General features: G+C 53.7%; 15 protein-coding genes. 6 read left to right on the top strand and 9 right to left on the bottom strand.

The features are described from left to right. Positions 1-15: 15 nt before the first annotated feature. Both FGI04_RS14625 and FGI04_RS14620 read right to left on the bottom strand, forming a co-directional pair. Positions 16-1296, bottom strand: a complete 1281-nt coding sequence (locus tag FGI04_RS14625; protein WP_342700017.1) for an ABC transporter substrate-binding protein — start codon at positions 1294-1296, stop codon at positions 16-18. 144 nt (positions 1297-1440) lie between these two features. Beyond that, positions 1441-2634: a multidrug efflux MFS transporter gene (locus tag FGI04_RS14620; protein WP_342700016.1), complete on the bottom strand. Its 1194-nt coding sequence runs from the start codon at positions 2632-2634 to the stop codon at positions 1441-1443. 334 nt (positions 2635-2968) lie between these two features. Between FGI04_RS14620 and azuC the strand changes: the two genes are divergently transcribed. Together azuC and FGI04_RS14610 are read left to right on the top strand one after the other, a co-directional pair. After that, positions 2969-3052 carry a stress response protein AzuC gene (gene azuC / locus FGI04_RS14615; RefSeq protein WP_146214194.1) on the top strand — a complete coding sequence of 28 codons (84 nt, stop codon included), beginning with the start codon at positions 2969-2971 and terminating at the stop codon, positions 3050-3052. A 233-nt stretch (positions 3053-3285) separates the two neighbouring features. Beyond that, on the top strand, positions 3286-3909 hold the full coding sequence (locus FGI04_RS14610) for a hypothetical protein (RefSeq protein WP_012883582.1): 624 nt from the start codon (positions 3286-3288) through the stop codon (positions 3907-3909). A 127-nt stretch (positions 3910-4036) separates the two neighbouring features. Here FGI04_RS14610 and FGI04_RS14605 read toward each other — a convergent pair whose 3' ends face one another. Then, complete coding sequence (locus tag FGI04_RS14605; protein WP_012883583.1) at positions 4037-5122, bottom strand: tartrate dehydrogenase; 1086 nt, start codon at positions 5120-5122, stop codon at positions 4037-4039. 120 nt (positions 5123-5242) lie between these two features. Between FGI04_RS14605 and FGI04_RS14600 the strand changes: the two genes are divergently transcribed. After that, positions 5243-6202 (top strand): LysR family transcriptional regulator, encoded by a 960-nt coding sequence (locus FGI04_RS14600; RefSeq protein ID WP_342700015.1) that lies wholly within the window; start codon positions 5243-5245, stop codon positions 6200-6202. Here FGI04_RS14600 and queF read toward each other — a convergent pair. The 4 genes from queF to FGI04_RS14580 all read right to left on the bottom strand — a co-directional run bounded on the left by queF (position 6177) and on the right by FGI04_RS14580 (position 9752). Beyond that, on the bottom strand, positions 6177-7019 hold the full coding sequence (queF, locus tag FGI04_RS14595) for an NADPH-dependent 7-cyano-7-deazaguanine reductase QueF (protein ID WP_407336916.1): 843 nt from the start codon (positions 7017-7019) through the stop codon (positions 6177-6179). The genes FGI04_RS14600 and queF overlap by 26 nt on opposite strands. Before the next feature lie 5 nt (positions 7020-7024). After that, a complete protein-coding gene (locus tag FGI04_RS14590; protein WP_226511200.1) occupies positions 7025-7894 on the bottom strand; it encodes a queuosine precursor transporter in 870 nt (289 codons plus the stop codon). After that, positions 7895-8509 carry a helix-turn-helix domain-containing protein gene (locus FGI04_RS14585; protein ID WP_342700013.1) on the bottom strand — a complete coding sequence of 205 codons (615 nt, stop codon included), beginning with the start codon at positions 8507-8509 and terminating at the stop codon, positions 7895-7897. It lies immediately after the preceding gene. 496 nt (positions 8510-9005) lie between these two features. After that, on the bottom strand, positions 9006-9752 hold the full coding sequence (locus FGI04_RS14580) for an SDR family oxidoreductase (protein WP_407336915.1): 747 nt from the start codon (positions 9750-9752) through the stop codon (positions 9006-9008). 332 nt (positions 9753-10084) lie between these two features. On the opposite strand from FGI04_RS14580, the gene FGI04_RS14575 reads away from it, so the two are divergent. After that, positions 10085-10618, top strand: coding sequence for a TIGR00645 family protein (locus FGI04_RS14575; RefSeq protein ID WP_016942244.1), 534 nt, complete (start codon positions 10085-10087; stop codon positions 10616-10618). 407 nt (positions 10619-11025) lie between these two features. Here FGI04_RS14575 and FGI04_RS14570 read toward each other — a convergent pair whose 3' ends face one another. Next, positions 11026-13287: a molybdopterin-dependent oxidoreductase gene (locus FGI04_RS14570; protein ID WP_407336914.1), complete on the bottom strand. Its 2262-nt coding sequence runs from the start codon at positions 13285-13287 to the stop codon at positions 11026-11028. 247 nt (positions 13288-13534) lie between these two features. On the opposite strand from FGI04_RS14570, the gene FGI04_RS14565 reads away from it, so the two are divergent. After that, a complete protein-coding gene (locus FGI04_RS14565) occupies positions 13535-14428 on the top strand; it encodes a LysR substrate-binding domain-containing protein (protein WP_407320945.1) in 894 nt (297 codons plus the stop codon). A 124-nt stretch (positions 14429-14552) separates the two neighbouring features. Continuing rightward, entirely contained in the window at positions 14553-15005 is a 453-nt protein-coding gene (locus FGI04_RS14560) for an NUDIX domain-containing protein (protein WP_168365035.1), read from the top strand. Here the strand turns inward: FGI04_RS14560 and FGI04_RS14555 are convergent. Next, positions 15002-15730 (bottom strand): sulfite exporter TauE/SafE family protein, encoded by a 729-nt coding sequence (locus FGI04_RS14555; protein WP_226092992.1) that lies wholly within the window; start codon positions 15728-15730, stop codon positions 15002-15004. The genes FGI04_RS14560 and FGI04_RS14555 overlap by 4 nt on opposite strands. Positions 15731-15788: the final 58 nt, after the last annotated feature.

Raw genomic sequence — 15788 nt, 5'->3', positions numbered from 1 at the left:
TTACTTCAGTACGTGTTACTTCAGGACTTGTGCGATCTTTTGATTAGCCTGTTCTAACGCGACCTTCGCTGGCATTTGATCCATCAGCGCCAGTTGCAGGTAGTCGCCGAGGATGCTTTCCACTTCCTGCCAGTTGCGGATACGAGGACGCGCCTTGCCCGCTTCCAGTGCTGCCAACTGTGCCGGATACCAACGGTATTTCTGCACCACTTGCGCATCCTGATAGACGCTGCGGCGGGTTGGAGGCAGTCCCAGTTCCAGTGCCAGCGCTTTCTGGTTTTCCGCGCTGGTGAGGTAGCTCAGGAATTGCTGCGCCAGTTCGCTGTGTTGGCTGTTTTTGGCAATAGCCATCTGCCAGATGCCCAGCATCGGTGATGGGCCGACGTTTTGCCCTGGTGCCGGTTGCAGCGTCATTTTGCCGACCACTTTGGATTTGTCGGCGTCATCCAGTGTTGCCGCCCAGGCTGGCCAGACTTCGATCGCCATCGCCGCTTTACCTTGCTCCATCGCCTGACGGACATCGGCGGCGTTGTACACCTCAACCCCGGTCGGCGCGAAGGCTTTCAGCGCCTTGAGGGTATTGAGCGCCTGAAGCGCTTGCGGTGAGTCTAGCGAGGCCTTGCCGTTGGTGATGACGTTGCCGCCGTAGGCCCACAGCATTGGCATAAAGCCGGACACAATCGGGTTGCCCTTCATGCCGCGGAATACCACGCCGGAAACCCCCGGCTCCTGCTGTTGCAGGGTTTTAGCATCGCTTAATACCGCATCCCAGCTGGCAGGCGCTTTGAGCTGGTGTTTATCGAACAGATCCTGGCGATAAGCAAACATTGCCACGTTACCGACCACCGGCAAGCTGTACGCCGGGCCGCTGTTTTCCGGCACGCGTGAGACATTCAGTACCGCTGGAATAAAATCGCTGCTTTGCAGGCTTTCCGGCAGCGGCTGTAGCCAGCCATTACCGGCGAATTCCGGGCTCCAGCTGTCGTCCATCAGCATCAGGTCGTAGGATGAGGCGTTTTCCCGCAGGGAAATCACCAGTTTTTCATACAGGTTGGCGTAGGGCAGTTTCAGCAGTTCGATCTGCTTGCCAGGGTGCTGTTGCTGGAAACGGGCCAGTGTACTGTCGAGCGCTTTGCCGTAAACGTCATCGCGTCCGGCGATGACCAGATCAGCGGCCTGCGATGTCATGCTGCATGCCAGACCCACGGCGAGCAACAGACGGGAAAGGGAAGTCTTACTGTGTGAGTGAGTGGTGTTGCCAAACATATTCTTGCCAAACATATCTTTGCCAAACATAGTGAGCGCCTTTTGTCAGGAGTGCATACGTTTGCACAGGCGCTATCTTTGGCGACAAGGATGACAAAAACATGAACGCAGGATGAACAATCGGAGATCTGGCCGCGGTGAGGGGAAGCCGACTACACGGCTCCCCTGATGTGGTCAGACTTTTTTCGGCAGGCGGGCGAAACTCACCATCAGCTGGATGCCATTAATCAGCACCAGCAGTGCGGTAACTAGAAAGACCCAACGGTAGCCCAACGTAGCGGAAACCGTGGAACCCAGTAGCGGGCCGACCACGTTGCCCAAATACATACAGGACTGGTTATAACCGAAAATGCGGCCGGTGACCTGCTGGCTACTGTATTTGACCAGTAGCGCCTGCACGGCGGGCATCAGCGCACCGTCGGCGAACCCTAACGCGAAACGCAGAATCCCGAGCTGGACAGAGCTTTGCACCGCCGACATCAGGAAAAACAGCAGTGCGCACAGAAATAACGCGACGATCAACACCCGCTGAGAACCGATGCGATCCCCCAGTCGGCCAAGGCGAGGGGCGGACAGCAGCGCCGACACACCCGGTACGGCGGCGATGATCCCGCTGATAAAGGCGATGTTGTCAATGTTAGGGGACAAGTCGCGGATAAACAGCGTCAGAATAGGGCTGATGGAGCCGTTCGCCATCTGAATCATCATGGTGGTGACGCACAGGCTGATAATCAGTAGCGGGTAAGGCAGCGAGGCGAATACTGCCCGGCCGCTGAGCTGCGTTTTCTTACTGACGGTAATCGCGCTTTCGCGGACAGCGAACAGCGTAATCAGAAAACAGATAAACAGCATGGCGGAGGTGATGAAAAACACCATACGCAAACCGATGGTATCGGCCATAAAGCCGCCAAGTAACGGTCCAATCAACACTCCGGCGACTTGCCCGGTCGACAGCGTGCCGAGCGCCCACCCACTGCGGCTGCGCGGTACTTGTGAGGCAATCAGCGCCATCGCATTAGGAATGTAGCCGGAAGTCAGCCCCATCAGGGTGCGCAGAATAAACAGATGCCAGACGTTGGTGGCCAGACCTTGCAACGCCATGACGATAGACATACCGAGCGCGGCACGCAGCAACATCAGCTTGCGACCTTTGCGGTCAGCCAGACTGCCCCATAGCGGTGCGACAATCGCAGAAACCAAAAACGAGGAGCTGAACACCAGACCAGACCACAAATTCAAGGCGGTGTGGTCACTGACCCCAAGGTGTTCGATATAGAGCGGCAGAAACGGCAGTATCTGGCTCATTGCCATGCCGGTAAAAAAGCATCCCAGCCAGGCGGCGAAGAGGTTGAGTTTCCAGGTTTCCATAGGGCAGGTTTACATCGTCAGTAAAAGGCCGGGGCAAGCGCGCCAGTGCCGCGCTGAATTACGCAGCCCCGTTAGTATGGCTGCTTTTGTCTTAGCCGGGAAATAATTTTATAGATCAAAGAATAATCCAAACCTGGGTAGTGAGGTGTTTTTGGTTGCAAAAAAACGGTGCTATATGGAGGGGATGAGCAGGCGGCGTGGCCGGGGTAAACGGGAAAACTAAAACGTGATTCTGGCTTTTTTGTGATTGTCATCACAAAAGTATTGCGTCTGAATTCAACAAAACGTACAATCTTTTACCAGAAAGTTCACAAATAAGTCGTTAACCAAGGTGATGAACGTGCGTAAATTTCTGAGAAGACTGCTGATCGCTTATGTCAATGCTTACAAAGACATCCCGCCGGGTGCCATGCATTAATTGCCTAAGCAGACCAGGATACTAATAAGAAGGCCGCTATGATAGCGGCCTTCTTGTTTTTCGTTGGGTATGAACATATTCATCTTATGTATAAGCTCCTGGGTTATTGCGTTTTGCTACTCTCGCTTAAATGGCTAATAGATAGGCATGATGTTTGATATTATCAATCCCAACAACTACAACAGGCTATGCTTACAATGTCACCAGTTCTCAACGATAGCGGGAGTTTTGATATGGCGATTCTTCCTATGTCATATAGCCCTGCCACTATGGCGCGGGAATACCGGAAAATTGGCGAAACGAGTGTAAACGGTCGGGCTGTGGATATTTATATTCACAATGATCAACACCATGCCGTTGCCATATATGGCGAACCCGATGACGTTGCTGGTGATTTACGGCATGTTGTGGTAGCAAAGATTGACCTGAAATCCCGTAACAGCGACGACGAAACCGAAACCATTCTGGCTGTCATCGGTTATTACGAGAATCTGCAGCCGATGAATGCGCATTCTGCACAGGTTGAAGGCGTGATTGTCACTAAGCGCGAACGAAATGCCAATGTCGCCAGTGCTATGTATAAAGCACTCATTAATGACGGTATTGTGCTGGTAAGTGATAACCTGCAGTTCCCAGGCGGGAAGGCACTGTGGGCGCGTATGGCACGTAAAGAGATCGGCATTGATGTGTTTGTGTTCGACTCAGAACGACGTGCTTTCTGGCCGTATGACGGTGAACGTGTCCGATACGATGGACACAGTATCCCAGAGAGCGACATCTGGAGCCTTGCGCCGAATGAATCACGAAAAGGGGTCGTACTGGTGGCTGAACGCAAACGAGACAAATCAGCAGCCTGATGTAACTTCAGCCTACGTAAAACATGCACTATTTACCTTGTGATAGTTTACCTTGTGATAGTCTGAAGGCCGCTATGATAGCGGCCTTCTTGTTTTTCGAGCGGGTTGTTACTGCATACTGATGCGGTTAGCGGCGTACAGCCTGCGCAATCGCCTCACCGAGTGCCGCGGTATTACCATTGCCGCCGAGGTCTTTCGTTAACGGTGCGTTGCCTGGGCCTTGCTCCAGCACACGCTCAATGGCGCTGAGCACCGCGGCCCCGGCGTCGTCATGTCCCAGATGCTCCAGCATCATCGCCCCGCACCAGATTTGGCCGATGGGGTTAGCGATACCTTTGCCGGCGATATCCGGCGCTGAGCCATGCACTGGCTCAAACAGGCTGGGGAAGGTGCGTTCCGGGTTGATATTGGCCGAAGGCGCAATCCCGATAGTACCGGTACAGGCAGGGCCAAGGTCGGACAAAATGTCGCCAAACAGATTACTGGCGACCACCACGTCAAACCAGTCCGGGTGTAGCACGAAGTTGGCGGTGAGAATATCAATGTGGTATTTGTCGACTTTCACCTCGGGGTAGCGGGTGCCCATTTCGGCGACGCGACTGTCCCAGTAGGGCATCGTGATAGCAATACCGTTGGATTTGGTGGCGGAGGTCAGGTGCTTTTTCGGGCGCTTCATCGCCAGGTCATAGGCAAATTTGAGGATGCGATCAACGCCAACGCGGGTCATCACCGTTTCCTGAATGACCACTTCACGCTCGGTTCCGGCGAACATGGTGCCGCCGACGCTGGAGTACTCGCCTTCGGTATTTTCACGCACGATATAAAAGTCGATATCACCAGGCTCGCGACCGGCCAGCGGCGCTTTCACCCCCGGCATCAGACGGCAGGGACGCAGGTTGACGTACTGATCGAACTCACGGCGGAATAACAGTAGCGACTGCCACAGTGATACATGGTCTGGCACCACATCCGGCCAGCCTACTGCACCAAAGTAGATGGCATCGAAGCCTTTGAGCAGCGTAAACCAGTTATCCGGCAGCATCTTGCCATGCTGGAGGTAGTAATCGGCGCTGGCAAAATCAAACCATTCCCACTCTAGCCGGATATTAAACAGCTCGGCAGTACGGGTAAGGACTCGTACCCCTTCCGGCATCACTTCCTTGCCGATGCCGTCGCCGGGGATGACGGCAATACGGTAATGCGGTTGAGACATGGCAACTCCTGAACGTTTTTTTGAACGATTGCACTCGGATAACAGAAAGTGTATTTACTCTTCCTGACGTAAACAATTCCGCTTCTGGTAAAGGCATTGTTGAATAAAAGGGAAGAATAAATGCGCTCAATCGACGATTTGCTGTTCTTTAGCCGCATTGCCGCACTCGGCAGTTTGACGGCGGTGGCGCGTGAAAGCGGGCTGTCGCTACCTGCTGTCAGCAAACGCCTGACGCAACTGGAGCAACGTCTGGGTGTGCAGTTGATTAGACGTACCACACGCCGGTTGGATTTGACGCCGGAAGGCCAGCTATACGCCGAAGGCGCGTTGCCGATTCTGCATGAAATCGAGGAACTGGAAAGTCAGGTACGTCGTAATCAGCTTACGCTGCGTGGGCGGTTGACCGTGAATGCCTCGTTCGGTTTTGGGCGACGCCACATCGCGCCGCTGATTTCCGAGTTTGCCCGCCAGCACCCGGAACTGGAAGTGCAGTTGCAGCTCACCAGCCAGCCGCTCAATATGCTGGATGCCGGTGTCGACATTGATATTCGCTTCGGAGCGCCGCCAGACTCCCGACTGGTCGCACATCGGTTGATGGCAAACCCGCGAGTACTGTGTGCCTCACCCGCGTATCTGGCGCGTTGTGGTACACCGAAAACCGTAGCAGACCTTGCCGGGCACAATTGTCTGGTGTTGCGTCAGTATGAGAGCGATTACGGCTTATGGCGTTTTTATCGTGATGGACACGAGTTTACCCATCGGGCTTTCGGCAATCTTTCTGCCAATGATGGTGAGGTGATCATGCGCTATGCGCTGGATGGGCACGGCATTATTTTGCGTTCGTTATGGGATGTCCGTTCCTGGCTTGGTAACGGGAGGCTGGTGGCGTTATTACCGGATTACATCATGCCGGAGGCGGATATCTACGCGGTTTATCAGCAGCGGCGGCATGTACCTGCACGCATTTCGGCGTTTATCGCCTGGCTGAAACAGTATTTACCGCAACGGGAAGAAAGCGGGCAGCGCCTCCCCGCAGGCGGAGAGGCGCACGGTATTACTGACGAACCAGACGACCGGTAGTGGCTTCGGTTTCGAAGTCGCTACGGAACGGGTTGATGTCCAGGCCGCCACGACGGGTATAACGGGCGAACACGGTCAGTTTTTCCGGTTGGCAGTAACGTTTGAGGTCATTAAAAATGCGCTCGACACACTGCTCGTGGAATTCATTGTGCTGGCGGAACGAAATCAGATAACGCAGCAGCGCTTCCCGGTCGATTTGTCGGCCTTCGTATTTGATCACCACGCTGCCCCAGTCCGGCTGGTAAGTCACCAGACAGTTAGATTTCAGCAGATTGGAGCACAGGGTTTCGGTGACGCGCGGCGCGTTGTCACGCACCGCGTGCTGTAAATAATCTGGATTAAAGCCGTAATCGTTCACTTCGATATCCAGCTCGTCGATGTTGATGCCGGGCAGGGTATCGATCTGCGATGGATAACCGGTCAACCCCGGATACAGCGTGACCTTCACATCGCCATTGGCGGCAGCGGACAGGTCTTTTATCAGGGTGGCGTGTACTTCGCCGATATCCTGAAAACGAGTCTGGTTAAAGCTGTTGAGGTACAGTTTGAACGATTTGGATTCGATCAGGTTTTCCGAACTGGCCGGGATAATGAACTCGGCAATACCCACCAGTGGTTTACCCTTGCGATTAAGCCACGACAGCTCAAAGGCCGTCCACAAATCGTAGCCGTCAAACGGCAGGGATGAACCGGTCAGGCCTACCAGATCACGGCCACGGGCGCGTGGCAGCGCTTCGAGCAGCGTCGGGTCGTATTTGTCCGGGTAGCTGGAGCGCACCCCCAAATGGGTAATGCTATCGTTTTCTGTAATATGCATATCGCTCAGTTCCTTGCTGGTACGGCATGAATGTATTTTCTGAACAGCCTGCGGGTACCGTAAATTGGGCCGACGCCCAACACCGCATAGACCACTTTAACCAGAAATTGCGACAGAATCATCGTACGGATTACATCAAAACTCAGCACATTATAAAACGCGATGGTGCAGAAAATCACACTGTCGACGGCCGAGGCGGTAACGGTACTGGTGATCACGCGGATAAACAGATAACGCGACTTGGTCATTATCTTGATTTTGTGTAGCACCCAGGCATTGATGTTTTCGGAAATCAGGTAAGCCAGCGATGAGGCCACCAACACTGACATGATGCTTTCGGTAATACCATTGTACGTTTTTCCTAATTCCCATTCGGGTAAGCTGGGAATGAGGCTGGTGCACCACAGGCTGATGACGAAGAATACGTTGGAGAAAAACGCGACATAAATGGTGCGCCGGGCGAGACGTAATCCATAGAACTCATTGAGAATATCTACCAGTATGAAGGTGAACGGGTAGATAAATATTGCGGTTGGAACCACCATGTTCAGCGAAGGAATAAAAATGGGTTTGGAACCGGCAACATTGGAAAAAATGTAGATAACGCTCAACATGACCGTGATCAGAAGATAGGCATACCAGGAGCGTTCATTTCTGTCGCTGAGATCGTAGGCGGTAGTAATGTCTTTGCCGGCATAGAGTTTTTTATACAATGCATTGAGTTCGTGTCGGCTCAGGTCATCGGAAATTTCACTGTCGACCAGTTCCTTGAGATCCATATGGATCATCTTACCGGTCGACAGCACCATGATATTGGCGGATAACTCACCACTGTGGTTGAACCCCAGCAGCTTGAATTTCTTGTTTGCATCCATTTATATCCTTTCCTCTATGATATATCCCAGCAGGATGGTGTCCTCCGGGCGTCTTTTGTCTGCCACAGCGGCCGGGTCGGGGATGTCGACGAAAAATCCCACATCAGGAGCGTGGTAGAGTATCGGCGTATTTGGCATCAGCGCGGGTGGTCGGCGCAGAAGCAACAATGCGCCGGGATGGAACGCATCACCAATCGGCGACTCCACCTGTACCGCCACCATGTTGGCTTCTTCTCCGAAGAACCAGGTTAATGGATACTGGACCGCTAACTGACCAATCTTGTTCTGCCGAACCGATAGCAGTTGTGACTGCGGGATGATAGGGATCGCCGCCGGGTTTTTGTTACCGTCGAATGAAACGGTATTGTTCAGCTGTTCCACCTTTTCCAGATCGTAATCTTCAATTTCTTCACAGGAGACACCGAAGAAATCAGAAATGCGATTGATGGTAGATTGCTGAACCTTGTTGACCCTACCTTCAAGAATTTTGTAGATAGTGGTGCGCGTTACCCCGGTACGATTAGAAAATGAGGCTTTGGTTTCGCCTCGGGTACGCATCAGATATTCAATATTTTTAATGATATTAGTTTTGCGCTGAGCATTCGTTGTTTTCATGGTCATCCCTTCTCAGGTCAGTTCTCAGACGGGTTCATCTTACGATAACGCGTTAGTTTCACCTATCCCTGTCAGGTAAAAAAATAGTAGATAATCAGGCCTGTCACGCCGCATGCAGACTGAAAAAAACGCATAAAAAAGCGTGGATTTATTCAATAGATTGGTGGTTGTTGTAATGAAGCCATTAAAAATAGACATTAAAGATCATAAAGTGTCTATTAATGTGTTGACTTAGATATTTTTATTGCTATAACGTTTAGATAAATTAATTAATCTGTGTCATGCAGATAACAAAATATAAGAATTACATATAGCTGATAGGCTAATTGATTGTTGATGGCGTCCCCGACGCAAACAATCATGCATCCGACACCAGGGAACCGAGAACGGATGCTTTACCACGGTGGAGTGACAGGAGATATATCGTTTCTCACCTTTCAGAACGCTGCACAACTGTGCAGCGTTTTTGTTTTGTTGGCCTGCCTGATGGGGCTGTTTATTTACCACCGGCCAGATCGATAAAACTTCCGGTGACGTAGCTGGCTTCATCCGACAGTAACCAGGCAATAGCGTTCGCCACTTCTTCCGGCTGACCACCTCGCTGCATCGGAATCGCCTGGCGGATACGATCAACCCGCTCCGGTTCGCCGCCGTCCGCGTGGATGTCGGTATAAATAAATCCGGGACGTACCGCGTTGACCCGAATGCCTTCTGCTGCGACTTCCAGCGACAGGCCTTTGGTCATGGAATCGATAGCGCCTTTGGACACGGCATAGTCCACATACTCATACGGTGACCCCAGACGAGAAGCGGCGGATGACACGTTAACGATCGCACCACCCCGACCACCGTGACGGTGAGACATGCGTTTAACCGCTTCGCGTGCACACAAAAAACAACCGGTAATATTCGCTGCAAACATCGTGTTGAGGCGTGCTGCATCCAGCTCTTCGATCCGTGCCTGAGGTCGCAGGATCCCCGCGTTATTGACCAGCCCTGAGAGTGGCCCAAGTTCGCTATCAATCCTGGCAAATAGCGATACGATCTGCTGTTCGTCAGTGACATCCGCCTGAAGTGCGATGGCCTTGCCACCCAGAGCGGTAATGTTTTCAACCACACCTTGCGCTTGTTGCTGTTGATGCAGATAACTGATGGCTATCCAGTGCCCTTGTCGTGCCAGATGTAATGCTGTTGCCCGGCCGATACCCCGTGAGCCGCCAGTGATAAGGGTTATTTTCTGCATAGGTCTTATTCTGATGTGAACGGGAAAACAAACAGATTAGGTGGTGTGCCAGATTACGTCTACTTTATACATCATGATGTTTGGTCTGCCCTGGCTTGTGCTATTCATTCAGCGTTGTATGGGCGACAGGGGTGAGAAGACGGGGCGATCGGGTTCATAGTTGTCGATTCTATTATGGAGGGGCTTTACTCGGGTCATTAACGGTATAATTCGGTGAAAACGGGTTTATTTTATTAAAAATCAATATGCTATATCGGTGAATATTTGAATAACACTCTGGCGTGGTTTTTCGCTATCATGCCTTTCTCTCAAACCTGTACCTGATAGGCGCTATGGAACGTTTTCTGGAAAATACGATGTACGCTGCACGGTGGCTGCTGGCTCCGGTTTATCTGGGGTTGTCGCTGGGATTACTGGCGCTGGCCATCAAGTTCTTTGAAGAGATTTGGCTTGTTTTGCCGAACATTTTCTCCATTGAAGAATCCGATTTGATCCTGACGCTGCTGTCGCTGGTAGACATGACGCTGGTGGGCGGGCTGCTGGTAATGGTGATGTTTTCTGGCTATGAAAACTTTGTGTCGGCACTGGATATCGGCGAGGACAAGGAAAAATTAAACTGGCTGGGGAAGATGGACGCCAGTTCGCTGAAAAACAAGGTGGCGGCATCGATCGTGGCGATTTCGTCTATTCACCTGCTGCGGGTGTTTATGGATGCCAAAAACGTGCCGGATAACAAGCTGATGTGGTATGTGATTATCCACCTGACGTTTGTGTTGTCTGCTTTTGTGATGGGGTATCTGGACTGGCTGTCACGCCATGATCATCATGCTCATCACGGTGCTGAAAAAGCGCACGATAAGCATTGATCAGAGTTATATACCCTAAATAATTCGAGTTGCAGGACAACATGCTCGCGTGTTGAACAACGCCACGCGTTGGCCCTTTAGGGCAAGGCTCGTTAGAGCCTTGTAACGCGGCAAGTGAGTGACAAATTCGTTGGGAACGAATTTGACCAGCCAACGGCTGGCCTCTGGTGAGAGACAGGATGTCTCTCATTTCATCCCGATGAGCTTACTCAGGTAAGTGATTCGGGTGAACGACAAATCGGCATGCGCCGATTTGAACGCTGCTTGCAGCGGCCCGAAGGGCGAGGCCCGTGAAGTGGGCCGAGTAACGCAGCCAACACACCTGCAACTTGAAGTATGACGGGTATAGACAGAAAACGCCCCCGATAACCGGGGGCGCTTTTTTATGGCTGGTACAGGGATGTTACTCAGAGAGCGATCACATCCACCAGGCAACTCATGGCGTTAGGGCCTTGTGTGAGTGGTGATGACCCCATATCACGGGTCAGCACGTTGGCATTGCCAGACTGTTCCACCTCGTGCCATTGCGCCTGACCGAAACCGGGCTCAAACCAGGCACCGGTCGCCATGATCACCACACCCGGTGTGACGCCATCGGTCACGTCCACCCCGGCGTAGATGCGTCCACGCTCGTTGCGTACTTCCACCCGTTCGCCGTGGCGAATGCCGCGAGCCGCCGCATCCTGCGGATGCATGTACAGGGTTTCATGCCCGGCGGTTTTGTTCGCGCTAACCTGCGGCGTGCTGCCTAACTGGCTGTGCAGCCGGTCGGCTGGCTGGATAGAGATAAAGTGCAACGGCCAGCGTTGTGTGACGTCTGCGCCGAGCCATTCTACCGGCGGCTGCCACTGCGGATGCGGGGCGAAATCCGGGTAACGGTAATCAGCGATGGTACTGCTGAATAGCTCGATTTTGCCGCTGGGCGTGTTGAGGGGGTGTTTCACCGGGTCGTGGCGGAATTCTTCGAAAAACACGAACGGTTGCTCGTCCATCGGGATATCCACGTAGCCCTGTTGCCAGAAACCGTCGAAGTCAGGCCAGCTTTCGCCTGCGCTGCCCTGACGCTCACGGCAGTTGAGGTACATCGTTTCCAGCCATTGACGCTCGGTACGGCCACCCTGGGTGAACGCGTCGCCATAACCTAAACGCTGGGCCAGTTCGCTGAAAATGTCGTAGTCATGACGCGCCTGATGCTGTGGCGCAATCGCCTGATGCATGGCGAACACGAAACGATCCCGTGAGGAGCCGCCTATGTCGTTTCTTTCCAGCGAGGTGGTGACAGGCAGCACAATGTCGGCCATCTGTGCGGCGGCAGTCCAGACAATATCCTGCACGATAACCGTATCCGGGCGCTGCCAGCCTTCAACCAGCCGGTTAAGCTGCTGGTGATGGTGGAATGGGTTACCACCGGCCCAGTGGATCAGATGGATATCGGGATAAGTACGTTGCTCACCGCAAAACGTATAGGGCTTGCCGGGGTTGAGCAACATGTCGGCGATACGTGCGACCGGAATCGACTGGCCGGGATTGGGGACGGAGGGCGACGCGGGCGCGGGGGATGTCATGCGCTCGTTACCGACGCTGTTCATCGAGCCGTGACCAAACGAGAAACCACCGCCAGGTAACCCTACCTGCCCGAGCATGGCAGACAGTGCGATCATCATCCAGTAAGGCTGTTCACCACGGTGGGCACGTTGTACCGAGTAAGAACAGGTGATAAAGCTGCGTACGCCGATCAACTGTTGCGCCAGTTTTTCGATACGTGCAGCCGGGATACCGGTGATGGCGCTGGCCCATGCCGGTGTTTTGGCTATACCGTCGCTGTGGCCATTGAGGTAGTCACGCAGTTGTGCGTAACCGACGCAATGACGTTCAAGAAAGTCACGGTCTTGCGCTTCCCGTCGCTGTATCTCGTAGCCCAGCGCCAGCATTAATGCTACGTCGGTATTTGGACGAATAGGGATCCACTCTGCGTTGACGAACGCCGGGCAGTCATCGCGCATGGGGCTGATGTTGATAACCGGAATGCCGCGCGCCACCAGTTTTTCCAGCGCCGGTTTCAGCGTGTGGTGCCCGGCACCACCGGAGGCTACCTGGGCGTTTTTCAGCGCCAGTCCGCCGAAGGCAATAAACAGTTCGCAGTGATCTGCCACGCTACGCCACTCGGTGACTTTGCCGGTGAGCGGGTGGAAGGTGCCTATCACATACGGCAGGAAGAATTGTGCCGCTCCCCAGCTGTAGTTGCCGGCCTGATCTACCGCGCCACCGCCGGAGAAATAGAAACGTCGTACCTGAGAACGGGCATGATGAAAGCGCCCGGCGGACGACCAGCCATATGACCCGGCGAACAGACCGTCAGCGCCGTAACGATCGCGTACCCGGCGGTTTTCTTCCGCCACCAGATCCAGCGCGAGGTCCCAGTCCACTTCGACGAACGGCTCTTTACCACGCAGCGTACGATCACTGTTCTCTCGCTTTTCCAGCCAGGATCGGCGCACCGCCGGTTTGCGAATACGTTTGTCGGAATAGACTAACGGTACGATGGAGTCGAGCATGGGCGACGGGTCTGGGTCATTTGCAAACGGCTCGCAGCGGATAAGCCTGCCGTCTTCAACAACAGCGGTGAACGCGCCCCAATGGGCAAGGTGTGGATAACGCCTGATTGTCATAACGTCCTCGATAAATAGGCTGGATGCCGTGCAGGCTGGCGGTAACGCGCCAGGCAGTATTCCCTGAAAGGTACTGCTGATAATGCTATGGTTTGTTATCTATTTGGCTGATCATCATACAAGTCTGCTACATGACAGGCCAGTCAGTCCTTATGCCAATCGGGCATGTGTTATACCGGGCGGTCACGGTGTATTTTCCAGACTGTGATACAGTCTGACGGTGTGTAATCCCATAAAGCGACGACCCATGCACCGACTGCCTCCTCTGCCTGCGTTGCGCGCGTTTCTGGCTGCCTGTCGGGCAGGCAGTTATAGCGCTGCCGCTGAAGAATTGAATGTGACCCACGGTGCTATCAGCCGACAGATTCGTATCCTGGAAAGCTGGTTAGGGCAGACACTGTTTGTTCGATCCGGCCAGTGCATGGTGCCGACGCTGCATGCGCAGGCCTTTGCCAAGGAGATGAACGACGTATTGGGAGTCATGGATGAAGCGGCCCGCCGCTATGGCCGCGGTGAGGCAACGCAGTTATTGCGTATCAGCGCACCGGCGACCTTTACCATGCGCTGGCTGGCGCCTCGACTACCTGCATTTTATCAGGCTAATCCTGGAACGCTTATCCAGATCCATACCGCCACGACCCAGCAACTGGCGGTGACCAGCGGTTTTGATCTGGTGATCCGTCTTGGGGTGTTTAATAGCGATCGTTTCAGTGCGCTGCCATTTATGCAGGAGCATTATACCTTGCTGGCTGCCCCTTCATTGCTGGCGCATCAGCCGCTCGCTGTACTCGGCGACGTGGTAAACCATACGCTGTTAGATACCGAAACGCGCCCCGGCTTTTGGTCACAGTTGTTCGATGTGGGTGGGTTAGTGGATCCCGGTACGCTTAACTGGCTGCGTTTTGATCATTTCTACGTCACGTATGCGGCGTTGATTGATGGGTTGGGCATTGGGCCGGGTCCGCTGCCGTTACTGGCGCGTGATGTGGCACTCGGCAGGTTAGTGGCTCCCTTGCCGGCGCTGCGTGTCGCCGAGCGTACCTATTATTTACTGACGCCTGCAGGGCTGGCGAAAACCCGGCTGCATTACCGCTTCGAACAGTGGCTGTTGGAACAGGCTGCCAGCACGGAGACTGTCTGACTGACACCACTCACCTTGACTGTCACCACACACATTATTGTCATGCACCCGCGTTAACGTGGGTACATGACCGAATCCGTACATTGCTGAGTCAGCAGAGGTACGCCATGAATAGAGGTATGTCATGAATTATGTGCAGGAAATGCGTCAGTTGATCGGGCATCGTCCGCTGCTGCTGGCGGGCGCTAACGTGATTTTACTAAACACGCGTGGACAGGTGTTGTTGCAGCATCGTCTGGAAGGGGTATGGGGGTTGCCCGGCGGGTTACTGGAACTGGGGGAGTCACTGGAAGAGACCGCGATTCGCGAAGTGCGTGAAGAGACTGGGCTGCAACTCAATAGGTTCGATTTTCTGAAAATGTTTTCTGGCCCCGACCACTTTTTCACCTTGCCCAATCAGGATCAGATCTATGTGCTGACGGCTTTGTATGTGTGCCGCGACTGGCAAGGCGATATTGTGGTGGATAAAACCGAGTCGCAGGACGTACGCTTTTTCGATTTTCAGGCGTTGCCGACATTGGGTAACGAGTATCGGGAATACCTCGATTATTTTTTGTCGTTATCGTCGCCACGTTAGTGCGCAGGTACGGTTTCCCACAGCAGTGAGAGACCGGCTATCAGCATCATGCTATCCACCAGTCGGTTAAACAGGGTGTCAGACAGGCGCAGTACGAAGCGTTTGCCGATGTACACCCCGGCGACCTGTGTTAACCCGACCAGCACGCCTGCCAATAGCACCGACCACGGTAGCGCGCCTATCACCCCGAAGGTGGAGGCTTTGGTCAGATAGATGACCAGCGAAGCCGCAGACTCGGTGGCCAGCAGTGCGCCTTTTAGCAAGCCGTAACCGGCGAACAACGGTATCGTCAGTGGGCCGGTGGAAAAGACGACACCGGTGAGGAAGCCGACTACGCCGCCCGCCATTGCCAGCTGACTATCATTGAGCGTGAAAGCACGTCGGTGGGCCAGGTGACGTAGTGGAATCAGCAACAGGAAGAACAGGCCGATACACAGGCTCGACAGACGCACCGGCATCACCCACAGCAGGCTGGCACCGATGATCGATGCCGGAATGCCCGGCAGGCAGTAATAACCCAACGCCCGTAAATTGATGGCCTTACGCCATAGGATAACTTTGGAGATATTACTCATGGTGGCGGCGATCGCCATGATTGGCACCGCTGCCTGTGGGCTGAATGCCCACGCCAGTGCGGGTAGCAGAATGATGGAGCCGCCGGTACCAACAATGCCGCTGACACTGCCGGCGAACAGACCGAGAATAAGGATCAGGATGTCGCTCATAGATGACCTCTGCGTAAGGGATTGCTGTGTTTGAGGTGAGCATACCTGTGTCAAAAGA

Origin of the sequence: Dickeya ananatis (assembly GCF_019464615.1) — a bacterium.
Classification (GTDB): domain Bacteria; phylum Pseudomonadota; class Gammaproteobacteria; order Enterobacterales; family Enterobacteriaceae; genus Dickeya; species Dickeya oryzae.
Note: the sequence above shows the minus strand (reverse complement) of the source record. Positions and strands in the feature narration are given on the sequence as shown.

Bases quoted from the DNA above. Each gene is read 5' to 3' on its own strand.
- FGI04_RS14565 (WP_407320945.1), top strand. From the start codon at position 13,535: ATGCACCGACTGCCTCCTCTGCCTGCGTTGCGCGCGTTTCTGGCTGCC.
- FGI04_RS14575 (WP_016942244.1), top strand. From the start codon at position 10,085: ATGGAACGTTTTCTGGAAAATACGATGTACGCTGCACGGTGGCTGCTG.
- FGI04_RS14555 (WP_226092992.1), bottom strand. From the start codon at position 15,730: ATGAGCGACATCCTGATCCTTATTCTCGGTCTGTTCGCCGGCAGTGTC.
- FGI04_RS14610 (WP_012883582.1), top strand. From the start codon at position 3,286: ATGGCGATTCTTCCTATGTCATATAGCCCTGCCACTATGGCGCGGGAA.
- queF (WP_407336916.1), bottom strand. From the start codon at position 7,019: ATGCATATTACAGAAAACGATAGCATTACCCATTTGGGGGTGCGCTCC.
- FGI04_RS14585 (WP_342700013.1), bottom strand. From the start codon at position 8,509: ATGAAAACAACGAATGCTCAGCGCAAAACTAATATCATTAAAAATATT.
- FGI04_RS14605 (WP_012883583.1), bottom strand. From the start codon at position 5,122: ATGTCTCAACCGCATTACCGTATTGCCGTCATCCCCGGCGACGGCATC.
- FGI04_RS14590 (WP_226511200.1), bottom strand. From the start codon at position 7,894: ATGGATGCAAACAAGAAATTCAAGCTGCTGGGGTTCAACCACAGTGGT.
- azuC (WP_146214194.1), top strand. From the start codon at position 2,969: ATGAACGTGCGTAAATTTCTGAGAAGACTGCTGATCGCTTATGTCAAT.
- FGI04_RS14580 (WP_407336915.1), bottom strand. From the start codon at position 9,752: ATGCAGAAAATAACCCTTATCACTGGCGGCTCACGGGGTATCGGCCGG.
- FGI04_RS14600 (WP_342700015.1), top strand. From the start codon at position 5,243: ATGCGCTCAATCGACGATTTGCTGTTCTTTAGCCGCATTGCCGCACTC.
- FGI04_RS14570 (WP_407336914.1), bottom strand. From the start codon at position 13,287: ATGACAATCAGGCGTTATCCACACCTTGCCCATTGGGGCGCGTTCACC.
- FGI04_RS14560 (WP_168365035.1), top strand. From the start codon at position 14,553: ATGAATTATGTGCAGGAAATGCGTCAGTTGATCGGGCATCGTCCGCTG.
- FGI04_RS14620 (WP_342700016.1), bottom strand. From the start codon at position 2,634: ATGGAAACCTGGAAACTCAACCTCTTCGCCGCCTGGCTGGGATGCTTT.
- FGI04_RS14625 (WP_342700017.1), bottom strand. From the start codon at position 1,296: ATGTTTGGCAAAGATATGTTTGGCAAGAATATGTTTGGCAACACCACT.